The sequence below is a fragment of the Streptomyces ossamyceticus genome, assembly GCF_001418475.1.
GTDB classification, from domain to species: Bacteria; Actinomycetota; Actinomycetes; order Streptomycetales; family Streptomycetaceae; genus Streptomyces; species Streptomyces ossamyceticus.
Map to the genome: position 1 here is coordinate 1 of NZ_LIQX01000331.1, position 15,295 is coordinate 15,295.

At 70.1% G+C, this 15,295-nt stretch carries 19 protein-coding genes; 8 read left to right on the forward strand and 11 right to left on the reverse strand.

Annotation, left to right across the window (positions count from 1 at the left end):
* From AOK15_RS24095 to AOK15_RS45185, 3 genes are all read right to left on the reverse strand, one after another.
* Positions 1-539, reverse strand: a 539-nt coding sequence (locus AOK15_RS24095) for a SigE family RNA polymerase sigma factor (RefSeq protein WP_055520268.1), incomplete at its 3' end; no start/stop codon positions are given.
* Between the two features lie 116 nt (positions 540-655).
* Positions 656-1,237, reverse strand: coding sequence for a hypothetical protein (locus tag AOK15_RS24100; RefSeq protein ID WP_338059921.1), 582 nt, complete (start codon positions 1,235-1,237; stop codon positions 656-658).
* A 140-nt stretch (positions 1,238-1,377) separates the two neighbouring features.
* A complete protein-coding gene (locus AOK15_RS45185) occupies positions 1,378-1,542 on the reverse strand; it encodes a hypothetical protein (RefSeq protein ID WP_157870351.1) in 165 nt (54 codons plus the stop codon).
* A gap of 132 nt (positions 1,543-1,674) precedes the next feature.
* Between AOK15_RS45185 and AOK15_RS24105 the strand changes: the two genes are divergently transcribed.
* Positions 1,675-2,178, forward strand: coding sequence for a SigE family RNA polymerase sigma factor (locus AOK15_RS24105; RefSeq protein ID WP_055520273.1), 504 nt, complete (start codon positions 1,675-1,677; stop codon positions 2,176-2,178).
* Positions 2,168-2,944, forward strand: a complete 777-nt coding sequence (locus AOK15_RS24110) for a L,D-transpeptidase family protein (protein WP_055520275.1) — start codon at positions 2,168-2,170, stop codon at positions 2,942-2,944. The genes AOK15_RS24105 and AOK15_RS24110 overlap by 11 nt, the downstream gene beginning before the upstream one ends.
* Before the next feature lie 85 nt (positions 2,945-3,029).
* Here AOK15_RS24110 and AOK15_RS24115 read toward each other — a convergent pair whose 3' ends face one another.
* Positions 3,030-4,220, reverse strand: a complete 1,191-nt coding sequence (locus tag AOK15_RS24115) for a hypothetical protein (RefSeq protein WP_055520277.1) — start codon at positions 4,218-4,220, stop codon at positions 3,030-3,032.
* A gap of 284 nt (positions 4,221-4,504) precedes the next feature.
* On the opposite strand from AOK15_RS24115, the gene AOK15_RS24120 reads away from it, so the two are divergent.
* Positions 4,505-5,596 carry a hypothetical protein gene (locus AOK15_RS24120; protein WP_055520280.1) on the forward strand — a complete coding sequence of 364 codons (1,092 nt, stop codon included), beginning with the start codon at positions 4,505-4,507 and terminating at the stop codon, positions 5,594-5,596.
* Here AOK15_RS24120 and AOK15_RS24125 read toward each other — a convergent pair.
* Complete coding sequence (locus tag AOK15_RS24125; RefSeq protein WP_055520281.1) at positions 5,571-6,155, reverse strand: TlpA family protein disulfide reductase; 585 nt, start codon at positions 6,153-6,155, stop codon at positions 5,571-5,573. The genes AOK15_RS24120 and AOK15_RS24125 overlap by 26 nt on opposite strands.
* Positions 6,155-6,664, reverse strand: a complete 510-nt coding sequence (locus tag AOK15_RS24130) for a DUF3515 family protein (protein WP_055520283.1) — start codon at positions 6,662-6,664, stop codon at positions 6,155-6,157. Before AOK15_RS24130 ends, AOK15_RS24125 begins: the two co-directional genes overlap by 1 nt.
* 190 nt (positions 6,665-6,854) lie before the next feature.
* Here AOK15_RS24130 and AOK15_RS24135 point away from each other — a divergent pair, with 190 nt between their 5' ends.
* The gene (locus AOK15_RS24135; RefSeq protein ID WP_240508570.1) at positions 6,855-7,391 is read left to right on the forward strand and encodes an RICIN domain-containing protein; all 537 of its coding nucleotides are present in this window, start codon (positions 6,855-6,857) and stop codon (positions 7,389-7,391) included.
* Positions 7,392-7,636: 245 nt separating this feature from the next.
* On the opposite strand, the gene AOK15_RS24140 is transcribed toward AOK15_RS24135, so the two are convergent.
* Positions 7,637-8,827, reverse strand: coding sequence for a hypothetical protein (locus tag AOK15_RS24140; protein WP_055520288.1), 1,191 nt, complete (start codon positions 8,825-8,827; stop codon positions 7,637-7,639).
* Positions 8,828-9,273: 446 nt separating this feature from the next.
* Here AOK15_RS24140 and AOK15_RS24145 point away from each other — a divergent pair, with 446 nt between their 5' ends.
* The gene (locus AOK15_RS24145) at positions 9,274-9,663 is read left to right on the forward strand and encodes a hypothetical protein (RefSeq protein ID WP_157870352.1); all 390 of its coding nucleotides are present in this window, start codon (positions 9,274-9,276) and stop codon (positions 9,661-9,663) included.
* 320 nt (positions 9,664-9,983) lie between these two features.
* On the opposite strand, the gene AOK15_RS45190 is transcribed toward AOK15_RS24145, so the two are convergent.
* Positions 9,984-10,133: a hypothetical protein gene (locus AOK15_RS45190; RefSeq protein WP_157870353.1), complete on the reverse strand. Its 150-nt coding sequence runs from the start codon at positions 10,131-10,133 to the stop codon at positions 9,984-9,986.
* A gap of 62 nt (positions 10,134-10,195) precedes the next feature.
* Here AOK15_RS45190 and AOK15_RS24150 point away from each other — a divergent pair, with 62 nt between their 5' ends.
* Positions 10,196-10,780: an RICIN domain-containing protein gene (locus AOK15_RS24150; RefSeq protein ID WP_240508571.1), complete on the forward strand. Its 585-nt coding sequence runs from the start codon at positions 10,196-10,198 to the stop codon at positions 10,778-10,780.
* A gap of 251 nt (positions 10,781-11,031) precedes the next feature.
* Positions 11,032-11,472, forward strand: a complete 441-nt coding sequence (locus AOK15_RS24155; RefSeq protein WP_055520291.1) for a hypothetical protein — start codon at positions 11,032-11,034, stop codon at positions 11,470-11,472.
* Positions 11,473-11,736: 264 nt separating this feature from the next.
* On the opposite strand, the gene AOK15_RS24160 is transcribed toward AOK15_RS24155, so the two are convergent.
* Positions 11,737-12,087 (reverse strand): LuxR C-terminal-related transcriptional regulator, encoded by a 351-nt coding sequence (locus AOK15_RS24160; protein WP_055520293.1) that lies wholly within the window; start codon positions 12,085-12,087, stop codon positions 11,737-11,739.
* A gap of 195 nt (positions 12,088-12,282) precedes the next feature.
* Between AOK15_RS24160 and AOK15_RS24165 the strand changes: the two genes are divergently transcribed.
* Positions 12,283-13,056, forward strand: a complete 774-nt coding sequence (locus AOK15_RS24165; protein WP_055520295.1) for a hypothetical protein — start codon at positions 12,283-12,285, stop codon at positions 13,054-13,056.
* Between the two features lie 174 nt (positions 13,057-13,230).
* On the opposite strand, the gene AOK15_RS24170 is transcribed toward AOK15_RS24165, so the two are convergent.
* Together AOK15_RS24170 and AOK15_RS24175 are read right to left on the reverse strand one after the other, a co-directional pair.
* Positions 13,231-14,502 (reverse strand): SdrD B-like domain-containing protein, encoded by a 1,272-nt coding sequence (locus AOK15_RS24170; protein WP_055520297.1) that lies wholly within the window; start codon positions 14,500-14,502, stop codon positions 13,231-13,233.
* Between the two features lie 298 nt (positions 14,503-14,800).
* The coding region (locus tag AOK15_RS24175; RefSeq protein WP_167738848.1) for an ATP-binding protein at positions 14,801-15,295 on the reverse strand (495 nt) is incomplete at its 5' end.

Consider the following 15,295-nt stretch of genomic DNA (forward strand, 5'->3'; position numbering starts at 1 on the left):
GTGGTGGGGCCGCCGTCGTCGGGGGGCGCGGCGGTGAACACGGGGTGCGCGCGCAGGGCGGTCAGTCCGCGCCTCAGATGCGTCTTGACGGTGCCGAGGGAGCAGCCGAGCAGCTGGGCGATCTCCGTCTCGCTGAGATCCTCCCAGAACCGCAGCACCAGCACGGACCGCTGCCGTGCCGACAGCGCCGCCAACGCCTGGTCCAGCGCCGCCCGTTGGGCCACCGACTCGGCGTGCCCGGCCTGCCGCTCGTGCACCCGCTCGGGCAGGAACGGGGTCAGCAGGTGGGCCACGCGTCTCTTGCGCACCCGGCTGATGTTGTTGTTGACCAGGGAGCGCCGGACGTAGAAGTCGATCTCGTCGCGCGGGATGCGCCGCCAGCGGGCGTACACCTTGGCCAGGGTGGTCTGCACGAGATCCTCGGCCTCGTGGAAGTCGCCGGTCAGCATGTGCGCGGTGCGCACCAGACGCGGCCAGGCGGCGGTGGCGTACGCGGCGAAGTCGCCGTCCTCGGGCGATCCGGGTGTCTCGTGCGGCACGGACGACGGTCCTCGGGGTCGGGAACGTGGGGGAGCGCGCCGTGCGGGCGGGGAGTGGTCAGCTCCCGCGCCCGCACGGTCACGTGGGTGTCGGTGGCCCCGGCGGGGGCGCCGGGTCAGACCCCCGGGATCCGGAGCTGGGAGTAGACCCGGCCCTTGGTGTCGTAGACGGTGACACCGCGCAGGAAGTCCTCGCCGTCGTCGCCGGCGGGCAGCGGGGTGGTGGCGTACCAGACGCCCCAGCCCGGCTTCCCGGCCAGCTCGATCAGCTTGCCGTGGACCGTGCCCTCGCTCGTCCTCACCTGGACACGCGAGGCGGTGCCCTTGCCGCCGTAGTAGATCCCGGAGAGGTGGTAGACGCCCTCGTGGCCGCCCGCCTGGAGCGAGACGCCGGGCCGGCTCAGGTCGATGTTGCCGTCGACGACGCTGCGGAACTGCTCGAAGTCGGGCAGGTCGGGCTCCACCCAGTGCTTGCCCTCGGCGGTGAGCCACAGCTCGAAGCCGGGCGCGGCGACGACGTGCTCACCGGGCTTGACGATCTTCGGCGTCGGCGCCTTCCGCGCGGCGGCGGCCACCTCGGCCGCGACCGACGTGCCGTGCGCCGTCTCCCCCCGCGAGACGGCGTACGACAGCGTCGGCGCCCCCGCCAGCAGCGTGGTCAGCGCTGCGACGGCGACGTACTTGTGCATCCGTGCCATGGACATGAACGGACAACCCCCAGAGATGTGCCTTGTGGCTGTGTTGTTCTGACACCCCGTAAACCTCGGTGCCGTACGGGTCGGATGACACGCGGGGCGAAAAAGTTTCCGAACGGGGTTCCGGCGAGTTCCGGCGATTCTCAGTGGTGCGTCGCGACGCTCAGGGCCGCGGGCAGCCGGCTCGGCCCTTCGTCCCGCACCCCCTCCCCGCTGCTCGAACAGCCCGCGAGCAACAAGGCGCCCAGCGCGCCGGCGGCGAGCGTACGGGCGAGACGTCGGCGGATCCGTGCGGCTCGCGAGGTCATGGGCCCCCCTGTGATGAGTCCTGGGTGTGTTTCGATGTCGGGCGTACGTGGCGTACGTCCGGGACCTGTACGCACGAGGGGGGCGACCGGGTTGCACAGCGGCCCGACGGATTTGTCGATGACGGCGGGGACATGACCGAGGAAGAGTTCGACGCGTTCTACTCCACCGCGTTCCCCCGGCTGACCGGCCAGCTCTTCGCCTTCACCGGGGACCACGGCGAGGCGCAGGACGTCGTGCAGGAGGCGTTCGTCCGGGCCTGGGACCGGCGGCGGGAGTTCCTCGCGGACGGGGCGCCGGAGGCGTGGATACGGACGGTGGCGATGCGGCTCGCGGTGAGCCGGTGGCGGCGGGCACGCCGCTGGCTGGAGCTGATGCGCCGCGATCCGCCCCCCGAGCACGCGCCCGGCCCCGAACCGGAACGGGCGGTGCTGGTCGACGCGTTGCGCAGACTACCGGAGGCGCAGCGCATGGCGGTCGTCCTGCACCATCTGTGCGATTTGAGTGTCGAGCAGGTAGCCTCCGAGACCGGTGCGCCCGTGGGCACCGTCAAGGCCAGGCTGTCCCGCGGCCGGGCGGCACTGGCACGCGAACTGGCCCCCGGCGAGGGCGAGAAGGAGCACGGCCGTGTCCGATGAACTCACCCGCCGCCTGCGGGAGTTGGCCGAAGGAGCCGAGACGCCGCCACGCCTGCCCGGTGCCGGTGTCCGTGCCGCCGCCGGACGCCGCAGGCACCGCCGCCGGACGACCGCGTTCCTCGCCGGGGGCTGCGCCGCCGCGACCCTGGCCGCCGTCCTCACGGTGCACGTCACCGGCGAGGGCACCGGCCACGGCGCCGAACAGCGCTCCTCCCCGCTCGCGAGCCCCGGCCCCGACCGGTCCTCCGCCCGGGACGTCCCCTACGTCACGGTCGACCTGTCCCGCCAGGTCCTCACCGCCGAGGGACGTGAACTCCCCGTCTCGCTCGGCACCACCGGGACGCCGACACCGACGGGCCTGATGACCGTGACCGGGAAGGAGACCGTCAGGCTGGCCTCCAGGGACACGGAGGCGTCCACCGGCACCCGGTCGGTGCGCCTGCGCTGGGTCCTCGAACTGGCCCCGCTGGACAGGACGGACACCGCGCCCGGCGAGAAGCCGAGGCCCGGAACGGGGGCCTACATCGCCTCCGCCCTCACCGACGAGCAGGCCGTCCCCGGCGACGACACCACCACCACGGGCTGGATCACCCTGCGCCCCACCGACGCTGCCTGGCTCTACGAGCAACTGCCGGAAGGCGCGGTGGTCGAGATCATCGCCCGGTCGACACCGGCCACACCGGCGGCACCGACGACCGTGAGGGCGACCCCGACGACCGCGAAAGCGGCCCCGACGCCCACCCCGACCGCGACCCCGACACCGTGACCCGGCGTCCCCTCCGCCCCGGGGACGCGAAGGGGGGTGTGCCGGGCGCGCGAGGCGCCCGGCACACCCCCCTGGCGGGACGATGTCAGAACTTGCCGTAGCGGCCGGTCAGGTCCGCCTCGGGGCAGGTCGCGGAGCCGATCAGGCACGCCGTGCCTGCGTGCTTGCGGGTGTACACCTTGGTGACCTTGCCACCGTCGTAGATGTAGATGAAGTGGTTCGGGTACAGGCGGTGCTTGCCGGAGCGGATGGTCCAGTTGCCGCTCTTGGTCATGTTGATGGTGAACGCGCCGGACGCCGCGCCCTTCACCCCGCCGAGACCCTTGCAGAACGGGTTGGTGGCGTGGACGTTCATCCGGATGTCCACGGAGTTGCCGCTCCCGCCCAGCTTCTTCGCGTAGACGTTCTTGGCGCTGGCGGTCTTCTTCGCGACGAACTTGCTCGTCTTCTTCACATAGACGGTGGTGGGGTTGATGTGCTTGTTGGCCACCACCTTCTTGTTGCTCCACGTGATGGTGGCGTGCAGCGCGAAGCGGTACTTGCTGGACTTCCAGTTGAAGTCGCTGTGGTTGTCGCCGCCGAACTTGAAGTTCCGGCCGTGGTCACAGCCGGCCAGCGGCGCGTCCACGTACTTCTGCGGGATGAAGCCCACCCAGCTCAGCGTGGTCGTCGAGGCGGCCGCCGCGGCGGAGGCCCGCTCGACCGCGGCCGACCGCATGCCCGTCAGCGACGAGGACTCGGGCACGGCCACCTTCATGCCGTACAGCCGGGAGCCCGGCGCGCCGCCCTTCGGCAGGATCGGGATGATCTGGTACGTGTACTCGGCACCCGCCCGGACCGCCGTGTCGCGGAAGGAGGTCACGCCCGCGCCCAGGGTCGCGATGTCCTTGCCGTCACGGGCGACGACATAGCGGGCGCCGTCGGCGTAGCCCTTCCAGGACAGCTCCACGAAGCCCTTGCCGGCCGCCGCGGTGACACCCTGGCGGGCCATCGAGGAGTCGACGACCGCCGTCTCGCCCGCCGCGGACTTCAGCACACCGAAGCCCTGCGCCTTCAGCTGCTTGCCCTGCGCGGAGCCCGCGGCGAAGCCGGAGACGTCCTTCAGACCGGTGTCGGCCTTCGCGGACAGCGCGGACGCGGAGAACGCCGCGGCGGCGGCCGGCCGCGCACCCGCCGTGTCCTGCCCGCCGAGCGCGTTCGCCTGGTAGGCGCCCGCGACGAGGGTGAGCGGAGCCACGGACAGAGCCGTCGCCTTCGCCAACCGGGAAAGCTGCATGTGTTCTTCTCCTTCGTCCACTGCGATGACGCCGGCGCCCGTGGGAGGGACAGCCTTCGGGTGTCTCGTGTCAGGCGCCTGTCATGACCCTAGGTAGGCGAGGTGACGGTGCGTAAGTGGCTCCTGGGGCAGTGCCCTTGAGGGCAGTGGCCCGAAGGACAAGGCGCCGCGCCGGGGAACACCGCCGTCCGGCGCACCTCACCCGTACGTCCCCTCTCCGCTGGTGGGCCGGACCGGGCGGTGCTGCGGTAGAGCCAAACGCCGTGTTCCCGAAAGGCTCCGCCATGCGCCGTCGTACGCCCCGTACGTGCCGTGTCCTCGTCCCGCTCCTGGGCGCCGGGCTGCTCCTCGGCACGGCGACGGCCTGTGTGGCCGACCGGACCCCGCCCCCGCGCGGCTTCCCCGAGGCCGCCGTCGACGAGGCCACGCTTCCCCCCTCGCCGAGCGCCCGGCCTGCGGCCCCCGCCCTCACCGACGCCCGCGCCCGCAGCGCGCTGCTCCGCCAGGGCGACCTCGGCGGCGCCTGGTCCGGCACCCGTGGCGCGGCGACCTGGCGGGACGGCCTCCTCAAGGGCCGCACCGACCCCGCCGAGTGCCAGGAACTCCTCGACGCCTTCTATGCCGAGGACCTGCTCGGCGCGCCCCGCGGCGGCCGGGCCGTCACCGGCTTCGACGACGACGAGTACGGCTCCCAGCTGCGCTACCAGGTGGGCGCCTACGACCGGGCCCAGGTCGACGAGCGGCTCGACCACTTCCGCAGCCTCGCCGGGGAGTGCCGCGAGTTCACCGTCACCGGGTTCGGGGACCGTGAGTACGCCGCCGAGGTCACCCCCGTCGACCTGCCCCGCGGCATCGGTGACGCCCGGCAGGGGCTGCGGCTGGTCGTCCGCGGTGACGTCGGCGGAGAGGAGGGCGCCCTCACCCTCGACCTCGCCGCGGTCCGCGTCGGCGACACCGCCGTCCTCCTCACCCACGGCGGCCTCTACGGCATCGACGACGCCACCACCCGCGAGGCGGCCCGCGCCGGCGCCGAAAGGCTTCAGCAGGTCCTCGCCGAGAAGAAGACGAAGAAGGACGGGGCGAAGAAGGGGGAGACCGAGAAGGGCGAGCCGAAGAAGGGCGAGAAGGGGACGCGGGCGCCGGAGCGGGACGAGGAGGAGACCGGCCGGGAGGGTGTGGGCGGGCGGGGCGAGCCCTCGGACGAGTCCACCGGGACGGCCCCGGACGACGACACCGACGGCTCCGCGGAGGAGGCCACCGGGGACGGGGACACCGATGTCACCGACCTGGATGGATCGGACGAATCGGGTGGCTCCGGGGACTCGGACGGGTACCAGGACGAGGCCCTGGCTACTTCTCCGTCAGCAGTGGCGTGAGGATGCTCCGCAACTCCTTCTCCTTCAGGGGTATTTGAAGGGCTCCGGCGATCCTGCCCTTCCGGTCGACGAAGAAAGTGAAGGGTAGGATCTGTGGGTTCACCAGGCCGGTGGGAAGGTCGAGGAACTGCTTCCCGTGGGGATCGTGCAGGCTCGGATAGGAGAGCCCGAACTCTTGTTGGAACGTGAGGGCGTTCTTCCGCGTGACGTCGGTGCTGACGCCGAGCACCTGCACGCCCCGGTCCTTGAACTTCCGATACGTTCGCTCCAACTCGGGAGACTCGGCCCGGCAGGGACCGCACCAAGTGGCCCAGGCATTCACGACGACGATCTTGCCTTTGTAGTCGGAGAGGCGGACTGGATCACCGGCGACTGTCCGGCCTGAGAAATCGGGGGCCTCGGTCCGCTCGGACACGGGAATGCTCTTGAAGGACCGGGCCTGGTCCGACTGAGGTGCGGCCGTGTCCAGATCCAGCGTCTTGGTATTTGCGCAGCCGGACAACGCAAGGGTGACCCCGACCGTGCACAGCACCGCCCGCGAGATCGCTTTCGTCCTCATCACGGTGTCCTGTCGTTCGGCGCAGGGACATCCGAGCCGGCCAGACACCTCGTGTTCTGCTTGAGGGGCTTCACGACAGAGGAGAGGCCGACCAGTACGGAGTCGGGGGCCGCCTTGCCGACGGTCACCTGGACCTCGACGGAAGGCTCCCGCCCGTAGGTGAACAGCACTTCCTGTCCGTTGTTGTCCCTGTTTGTGCGCCATGCCCAGTCGACTCCCTTCACCTGCGCGCATGCGTCGTCGGTGGCTTCGTGAGCGAAACCGCAGCGGGCGACGACTGCTCCGTCGCCCCACACCGCGGCGCTCTTGGTGCTGGTCTCTGACCGGTCCAGCCCGGCCAGGCGGGCGGGAAAGTGCTCACTGATCCGGACGCAGGCAGGGTCGTCGGCCAGGGGAGCGGAGGCGAAAGTGAAGGTGGGCTCGTCGAGCATGCGTACCGCCACTGCGATGACGGCGGTGAGGGCGACGGCACCGATGGCCAGGCCGGTGATCTGGGTGCTGCGGGGCATGAGGGGATCGTACGGGGCGAAAGTGAGGCCCTTCGGGGCCGCCCCCGCGTGGGCTGTGTCACGGCATGGTGAGAGGTAAACCTTTGAGGCAGTGCCCCAAGGGTCAATACCCGTCCGCCCGGGGAGCCCCTACGATCTCGACCAGCGCGCTACGTGATCAAGAAGGGGGAATGGCATCTTGAGGAATGCTATGAAGGGCTTCGCGCTCGCCGGTGTGGCGGGTGCCTTGGTGGCGGGTGCTGTGGCACCGGCGTCCGCGGCAAGCACCGGGACGCAGGACAGGGTCCCGAAAGGCTACGGCAATATCCATCTGGAGAAGCTGTTCGGCTCGGGCGGTAAATGTCTGTCGATGGACAACTCCAAGGCCAACAAGGCCGTCCTGAAGCTACGTAAGTGTGTGAAGAAGGGGGCCACGCAGCGTTGGGACCTCGTCTGGATCAACGACGACAAGCCGAAGGATCCGTTCAATAAGTATGTGATCAAGAACAAGCACTCGAAGAAGTGTCTGTACGTCCCGTCTTCCAAGACGAATACGCAGGTCAGGCAGACAACCTGTAAGACCGGGTCCAAGGCGCAGCAGTGGCGCTTCGCCGCCAGCACCATCACCAATCTGTCGGCGAAGAAGCTTCTTACGGCCAACAGCGACAAGGCCGGCACCAAGATCACGATCGCGCCGAGGGACGGGTCCGGCAAGGGCCGGGGGAAGCAGGAATGGGGCCTTTCCTGATCCTTTCCGAGTAGTGCTCCCGGCATGGACGGGGCGGCACCACCAGTTCTCCTGGTGGTGCCGCCCCGTATGTTTGGTCAAATGGAATGCGCCTACGCGAGGCGATCCGCTGCGGCGGTGGCGCCTACTCCTCGCGCCACCGCCGGCGACATCAGCACCACGGCGAGAAGATGGCGCGAAGGTAGTGCACGGTGCCTTCCCGCCCTGACACCTTGCGCCGGTCCCGGCACACGGTGACCGGGTGATCAGTAAGAGCCGTTGTTCTGAATCGGGCTGGGGCGGCAGGCGCCATTTGCCACGCATGCAGGGTTGCTCTGACGGAAGCGGAGGACGGACTTGGTGGTGTGCTTCTTGGTCGAGGTGTACCCGTAGAAGTAGATCTCATGGTTCGGGGCCTGCTTGTGCTTACCGGAAAGGTAGAAGTCACCGTTGCGGGCCAGGCGGGCGTTGAAGATTCCGGAGGCGGCCCCGGCCTTGCAGAAGGGGTTCCCCGCCTCGATGACACCGCGCACGTCTCGGGTCTTGCCGTTGAACTTGCTCATCGCCCTGAAGTCGATCTTCTTGGCGCTGGCGTGTTTAGTGGCGATGACCTTGCCCTTCCTGTTCAGGACATGGGATTTGCCCGTCGCGCGGAAGAACTCGTACTTGGACCGCTTCCAGGAGATGTTGCCCTCGAGTCGCGCCCTGTATCCGGGGCCGGAGATCTTGGACGAGAAATTGCGGTTGTCACCCTTGTAGACATGCTTGTCGCCGTAGTACTTGCAGCGGGCAGCGATCCCGGCCGCCTTGCCGATCTTGACGGTCTTCGCGCCGATGAATACTCGGTAGACCACCTTGGTCTTGAGGTAGTTTCTCGCCTTGGCGTCAGCCTGCTTTGCCGTGGCTGCCAGCGTCGCCCGATCGGAGGAGAGAGGGACGGAGACGGTGAAGCTCCAGTTGTGGCCGTTGTCCCCAGCCCTACCGCTGATCGCGTACCGGGCTTCCTCACCGGGCGTGACGTTCGTATCGCGCAGGCTGTGCTCGGAGGTCGTGGCGATCACGCGGCCGTTCTTATGGACCGTGTAGGTGCCGTCGCCCTCGATGTCTGGCCAGGAGAGATCCACGAAACGGGAGCCGGCGGCCCAAGCGGCGCGGGCGTTGCGGTCAGGGGCGTTGGCGAAGGTGGTGTTTGCAAGGACCTGGGTGCCCCCGGCCTCGAGAACGCGCGCGTCGGTCGCAGCACCATCAAGGGACGCGAGAGTTACGACCTTGGTGTCGCTGGACTTCGCGGAAACGCCACTCGTGGTGAACGTTCCGGTGTCGGCGTCCAGGACGAACGTGGCCTTGGGCGCCAGGGCCGCGGTGGTCGCCGCACTGGTGGGGCCGGCGGCCGCTGCCCCTGCGAGGAGAGCAAGAGGCAGTGCGGTGAGAGCGACGGTCCCGGGTACGCGTGACATGGTTCGCACGTGTTCTCCTGTTCTGGGCGCATGGCATCACGGAGCGGAGTCATCTTGATCGTTTTCGTGACGTGCCAGTGACCCTAAACGGGATGAACGGGCCTGCGACATTGTCCCTTTGGCCAGTGGATCGCCACTCGGACATGTTCGGGATCATCAATGCGCGCCGCAGTTTGGGTCCGTGGTCGGCCGAAAGGCCGTGGCCGGAGAGCCACTTTCGGATGAAGTCCGGACGCCGCTGAGTTCGTCACCGCGTCCAGCACCGCGACGAACCTGATGGCGACCCGGAGTTCGGGCCCGGCGCGCGGGTTGAGACACTGTGGGAGTCGCCGACCGGCCGCCGGGTGGTGACGGCCATGTGAGGAGCGCAGATGCTGACACCTTGGAGTCGGGCAGCCGGATATGCGGCCCTGGTCACCCTGCCTTCCTGGTTCTGGGGAGCGATCATGGCCAATGTGCTGCTGTCCGGGGGAGACGTTTCGCTCTCGGACTTCGGTCCGGCCGTGATCCTTGGTGGCGGCCTGCTCTTTCCGCCGGTGGCCTTCCTCACTCTCATGACGGTCCGAAAGGTACTCCCGGCTCTGTCGCGCTGGCGCACCGCGACCATCGACACCTGCTTGTACGCGGCCTTGGTGCTGGTGACCACAGTGCTGAGCGGCTGGTGGGCCGGAGATGCCATGAATGAAGCGGTGGACTGGGCTTTCGTGACGATGACCATCGCCCTTCTCGACCTGCAATTCGCAGCTGCCCTGGGTCTGAGCGCTTGGGGTTACGACCGCCTCGTGCCGACGGCACGCCCCGGCAGCCGCCAAGGCGGACGAGCCCAGGTGATCTGACTGCTTCGGGGGTGCGCGCAATTCGAAGGCGACCTGCACCTCGACAGCGGTCTCGCGGCTGTGGGTGATCGGCGGCTGCAGGCCCTCGCGCCGCTCGTCCGGTGATCGCCGACGCAGCCGACGGACGCGGCACTGGCCGTCCCGCCGGGGAACGCCACCCGACCCACCTCCAGGGGGTCTTCGGTGGGCCTCGGGCTGGGGAACCCGCAGCGCACGGCGATCGCCCCGTCGCCCCACACAGCGGCGCCCTTCGTGCCGGTATCCCGTCCGGTCCCGCCCGGCCGGTCCGGGTACTGCGGCTGACCCGGGCGCAGACGGCATCACCGGCGCGAGGGGGCGAAGTTATGGGTCGGCTCACCGAGCACCCGCACCGTGACGGTGGCGGCGGTGACGAGTGCCACGGCGCCGGTGGCCAGTACGGCGATACGGGTTCGGGTTCTGCGGGCGGGTCGGCGGAAGGGCTGTGACACGTTGCACCTTGGGGCAGTGCCCTAAGAGTCAATACCCCTCCCACCAGGGGGAATCTAGGCTCATGGTGATCCGAGTACGCGATTGCGAAGGGGACGTGGTCCTGGTGAAGAACGGGGCGAAGGGCCTGGTGCTCGCGGGTGTCGCGGGTGCGCTGCTGGCGGGCGGGGCGATTCCGGCATCGGCGGCCTCCACGGCGGCGCAGGACACCATTCCGAAGGGCTACGGCAACGTGCGCCTGGAGAAGGTGTGGGGCCAGAGCGGCAGGTGTCTGTCGATGGACAACGCCAAGGGCAACGGGGCCGTGCTGAAACTGCGCGGCTGTTCGAGGACGGCGACCACCCAGCGGTGGGACCTCGTGTGGATCAACAACAACAAGCCGAACCAGACCCGGCTGTTCGTGATCAAGAACAAGCACTCGAAGAAGTGCCTGTCCGTGTCGTCGGCCGCGACGAACACCCAGGTCAAGCAGTCGAGCTGCAACAAGTCCAAGGGCCAGCAGTGGGCCCTCGGCGGCAGCAAGATCTACAGCAAGCTCGCCAACAAGGTGATCACCGCCGGCCGTGACACGCCCGGCACCAAGATCACGATCACGCCGTCCGGCAGCTCGGACGCCGCGCGCAAGAAGCAGGAGTGGGGTCTGGCCTGACCTCTCCCGCGGATCCCGTCGGCAGCGGCGGGGGACACGGCGAACGGCCTGCTCGCCCGAGGGGGTGAGCAGGCCGTTCGCCGCACCCGTAGTGCCGGGACCCCGGCCGGCCCACGGGTCGACGCACGGGCACCCGGCCCGTGCGGGCGGGGCACCGGCTGAGAGACTCCTGTCGTCCCCCGCCGGCCGACCACGGCGGGGACCGCCGCCGTGCGACCACCGGTGGCGACGGGGAGCCGAGGAGCGCGCGCATGCTGACACCGTGGAGCCGGGCGGCCGGATACGCCGCCCTGGTCACCCTGCCCTCCTGGCTGTGGGGCGCGCTCGTCGTGCACGTGGGCGGAGGGTTCTCCCTCGCCGACCTCGGGCTCGGGATGATCGCCGGGGGCGGGCTGTTCTTCCCGCCGCTGGCCGTCGCCGTGCTGACCGTCGTACGGAAGGCGCTGCCCGCGCTGTCGCGCTGGCGCACCGCGACCATCGACGTCTCGGTCTACGCCTTCCTGGTGCTGGTGTGCGCGGTGCTGGGCGGGGTGTGGGGCGGGAGCGGTCTCGCGGAGTCGGTCGACTGGGCCTTCGTGATGATGACCGTCGCCCTGCTGGACCTTCAGTTCGTGATGGCGATGGGGCTGAGCGCCTGGGGCTACGACCGCCTCGTGCCGACGGCGCCCTCCGGCCGGGTGATCCGGACCTGAGCGGGGGCCCGCCTTTCGGCGAGCCCCCACCCACAGGTCAGCTCCGCGTGCCGGACCCCGGTCCGGGTCTGGCCGCGACAGGTATGGCTTCGGACATGCGACACATCTTCATATTCACCCCGTAAGTCGTTTCCGTTGCTGTTGAGTTGATTGATCTCTCCCGCTGTGGAGAGTCAACATTCCCACAAGTGAACGTCAAATCCACGCCGTGCAACGCCCTTGGGGAGCTGTGGTCGAGGGCGCTGGGCCGGTCGCGGCCGACGCTCAGACCGCGGATGCCCCGACGAGTCGGGACGACAGCGGCGCGGCCGAGCCGCACGCGCACCGGGGGTCGGCGCACAGCAGCTCATGGGCGAGGACGGAGAGCACCGCGACCTGAAGCCGGGTCTCCTGCTGCAGTTTCTCCACTATTCGGGCGACATGGGCTTTCACCGTCCGCTCGGCGATCCCGAGTTCACGGGCGAGTTGACGGTTGCCCAGGCCCGTCCCCAGCAGAAGCAGGACTTCCTTCTCCCGGTCCGTCAGCGTCTTGAGCCTGCTGATGTCCCGAACCGGGTCGGCCCCCGTGCGCCGGTAGGCGCACGCGGTGTCTCCTACGTCAGACCTCTTGGTCATGGGTCTGTCCTTCCCGATGCCGCTTTTCCCGACAGAGCCCCGTGCCCCGGGTGCGGCGGCGATCTCCCTCCAACTTAGCGTCCGCTACTGACAAGAAGAACCCTGTAATGACACGGCCACGTCACAGTGAGGGGATCCCCCAAGGTCACTGCCCAAAGGGACAATTTTGGCCAACTCCGCTGATCCCTAAGCTCGTTGGCACGCACCACCCAACGGCACACCATCAACGGGGAGATCACTGTGCACAGCCGCTTCACCACGCGTCGCCTCGCCGCCGCAGCCGTCGCGGGAGCCGCCGCCGTCGCCGTGCTGGCGCCGGCCGCGTCCGCCGCCGAGTTCGGCCCGCAGCAGGGCGTACAGACGGTCGCCGACCAGGCCGCCGGGAAGCTGCCGGCGAAGCTGACGGTCGGCAGCTACGTCGCCTACCTCAAGGCCCAGAAGACGCCCGAGGCCAAGAGCACCCTCAAGAGCTTCTCCGCGCTCCCGGCCGCCAAGAAGGCCAAGTTCGTGGGGTACCTCCAGGACGGCAAGATCTACGGGTCCCTCTTCAAGCAGCTCAAGGGCACCCTCAACCGCCCGGTGACCAACGTCACCTCGTACAACGCGGACGTCAAGTTCGTCCACAGCGTGTCCTCGAAGGGCGGCCTCAAGGGCGGTCACCTGGTGACCTACAGCGCGACCGAGAAGATCTTCAACATCCCGGTCACCACCGAGAAGCTGACCCTCCGCTACGAGGTCGTCAAGGGTAAGGTCCAGCGCAACGCCCGCGCCCAGGCCCAGGTCACCAACGTCAACGCCGCGTACGCGATCAAGGGTGGCGCGGTCAAGGTCGCCGTCAAGGGCATCGCCCGCGCCGACGTCACGTGGAAGGCCACGCCGCGCGTCCAGGCCGTCGGCAAGGCCGTCGCCAAGGACCAGGCCGTCACCGGTCACACCAAGACCTGGACCGCCCAGCTGATCCACGGCTGACATCCGGTCTCCCTCACTCTCCCGGGGGAAGTGGCTCCCATCCTTCCCCCGGGAGCCCCACCCTCCGGGACGCGCACGGCACCCTCAGGCCCCTGGTCAGGGCCGATCCCATCCGGGGGGTGCCGTGTCGCGCGCCCGGGCCGGCCGAACGCCCGGGGCGCGAGCGCTCCGGCGCTACGCGCACTTCTTCCCGCCTCCGCACGGCTTCTCGCGTTCGGCGTCGAGGCGGACGAGCAGGCCCGTGCCCCGGGAGGCGTTCTTCGGGGTGAGGGCGTACGGGCCGGTGACCGGCTCGGACGGCAGGACGTAACCCTCGGGGACACCGGTCTCCACCAGGTAGTACGTGCCGGCGGGCAGTGACCCGAACGAGCAGCGGCCGGTGCTCGACGTGGCGCAGTCGCCGACGAGCCGGTCCCCGCCGGGGCTGTGCCGCTGGAGTCCGGGCGTCCCGTTGGTGTCCTCCCACAGGCCGAGCACCGCACCGGCCAGTGGACGCCGCGTCTTGGCGTCGGCCTTCGCGAGCGTCAGCCGCAGCGCCTTGGTGAGACCCGCGTCGACCGTGTGGTTCACATAACCGGGGTCACCGACGTACACCGTGCTCCCGCCGGACGCGTCGACGTCCGAGTCGATGAGCCGGTGGGACCCGGCCTCCCGCGCCGTCCACGTCAGGTCGGCGGCGCCCGGCCGCCCCGGCAGCCCGCCCGGATCGACGCCCCTGTGATCGAACGAGACCCGGTAGGTGGTGTCGGGCCGCAGACCCTGCGCCGTACCGACGTAGTACTCCCCGTCGGCGTCCGTGGTCGTGGTGAGGCTCGGCCCGGACGACGTCGGGGCGAACGTGACCCGCACACCCGGCACCGGTGGTTCGGACGGGTCCTGGACGCCGTCGCCGTCGGTGTCGAACCAGACGCGGTCGCCGATCTGCACAGGCGCCCCGCGGCGGCCCTCCGGCCCCGGCTCGGGGTGCTCCCTGCGCTGGCCGCCGGGCGCCCAGAAGCCGGTGGTGTACGTGGAGTCGCGGGCGTCGGAGACGTCGACGAACCCGATGGGGCTCCGGATGACGTCCGGGCCGTCACCGTGGCCCGCGAGGGCCGGGTGGAGGCTGGCGAGGTCGGGGTTGTGGGCCTGGACGCGGTACCGGCCGCCCCGCAGCGGGGACCCCACCGGACGGAACGAGGCGGCCCCGTCGGCGTCCGTCGTCCTGGTCAGCACGGTGCCGTGGTCGTCGGTCAGCGTGACCCGCACACCCGGCATGCCCTTCTCCGCCGGACGGTCGTACAGCCCGTCGGCGTCGACCTCCTCGACGACCCGCACGGTCACCGTGCCGTCACCACGCGCCGGGGCACCGGTCGCTGTAGCGCCCGCCGCCGTGACATCCGCCGCCGTGGCGCCCGCCGCCGTCCCGGTGACCGGGACGACCACCAGGGCCGCCGCGAGGGCGAGCACCAGACCCGCACACCGTCCCCGTCCCCGTCCCCGTGTTCTTCGCCGCACCACGTCTCGCATTCGCCGCTGCCCGCCCGTTCCTGGTCCGCGCCGAGGCGACGGAGCCCGGTGCCCGACGTCGGCTCTGCATTCATACGAAGCGCACAGAGCCGCTAATCAGGCTGAACGGGGCACAGGACGCGGCCGGGCGCACGGGACCCGCGCGGGAGCGGACGACGGGGCAGCGCCCTGGCGCCCCGGTTCACCCGTCCGCCCCGGCGGCGGCGCCCCCACCCGGAGTACGGCACGGGCGCGTCCCTCACCCCAGCGGGTCCGCCAGGGACTGCTCCGCCCAGATGACCTTGCCGTCGGGGAGGAAACGGGTGCCCCAGCGCTGGGTGAACTGGGCGATGAGGAACAGACCGCGGCCGCCCTCGTCGGTGGTGCGCGGGTGCCGCAGATGCGGCGCGGTCGCCCCGCCGTCGAACACCTCGCAGATCAGGGTGCGTTCGAGGATGAGTCGGAGCCGGATGGGCCCGGCGGCGTGCCGGATGGCGTTGGTGACGAGTTCACTGACGACGAGTTCGGTGGTGAACGCCAGCTCGTCCAGGCCCCACACGCCGAGTTGCCGGGCCGTGGTCTTGCGGGCCTCCGCGACGAGCGCCGGGTCGGCGGGGATCTCCCAGGAGGCCACCCGGTGGCCGGGCAGCCGCCGGGTGCGGGCGAGGAGGAGGGCCACGTCGTCGGTGGGGCGGGCCGGGGCGAGCGTGTCGAGGACGCGCTGCGCGCACCGGTCGAGGGACGGCTCGGGCCG

Bases quoted from the DNA above. Each gene is read 5' to 3' on its own strand.
- AOK15_RS24100 (WP_338059921.1), bottom strand. From the start codon at position 1,237: ATGGCACGGATGCACAAGTACGTCGCCGTCGCAGCGCTGACCACGCTG.
- AOK15_RS24125 (WP_055520281.1), bottom strand. From the start codon at position 6,155: ATGAGGACGAAAGCGATCTCGCGGGCGGTGCTGTGCACGGTCGGGGTC.
- AOK15_RS45185 (WP_157870351.1), bottom strand. From the start codon at position 1,542: ATGACCTCGCGAGCCGCACGGATCCGCCGACGTCTCGCCCGTACGCTC.
- AOK15_RS24130 (WP_055520283.1), bottom strand. From the start codon at position 6,664: ATGCCCCGCAGCACCCAGATCACCGGCCTGGCCATCGGTGCCGTCGCC.
- AOK15_RS24155 (WP_055520291.1), top strand. From the start codon at position 11,032: ATGCTGACACCGTGGAGCCGGGCGGCCGGATACGCCGCCCTGGTCACC.
- AOK15_RS24135 (WP_240508570.1), top strand. From the start codon at position 6,855: ATGAAGGGCTTCGCGCTCGCCGGTGTGGCGGGTGCCTTGGTGGCGGGT.
- AOK15_RS24105 (WP_055520273.1), top strand. From the start codon at position 1,675: ATGACCGAGGAAGAGTTCGACGCGTTCTACTCCACCGCGTTCCCCCGG.
- AOK15_RS24120 (WP_055520280.1), top strand. From the start codon at position 4,505: ATGCGCCGTCGTACGCCCCGTACGTGCCGTGTCCTCGTCCCGCTCCTG.
- AOK15_RS24115 (WP_055520277.1), bottom strand. From the start codon at position 4,220: ATGCAGCTTTCCCGGTTGGCGAAGGCGACGGCTCTGTCCGTGGCTCCG.
- AOK15_RS24145 (WP_157870352.1), top strand. From the start codon at position 9,274: ATGGCCAATGTGCTGCTGTCCGGGGGAGACGTTTCGCTCTCGGACTTC.
- AOK15_RS24140 (WP_055520288.1), bottom strand. From the start codon at position 8,827: ATGTCACGCGTACCCGGGACCGTCGCTCTCACCGCACTGCCTCTTGCT.
- AOK15_RS24160 (WP_055520293.1), bottom strand. From the start codon at position 12,087: ATGACCAAGAGGTCTGACGTAGGAGACACCGCGTGCGCCTACCGGCGC.
- AOK15_RS24150 (WP_240508571.1), top strand. From the start codon at position 10,196: ATGGTGATCCGAGTACGCGATTGCGAAGGGGACGTGGTCCTGGTGAAG.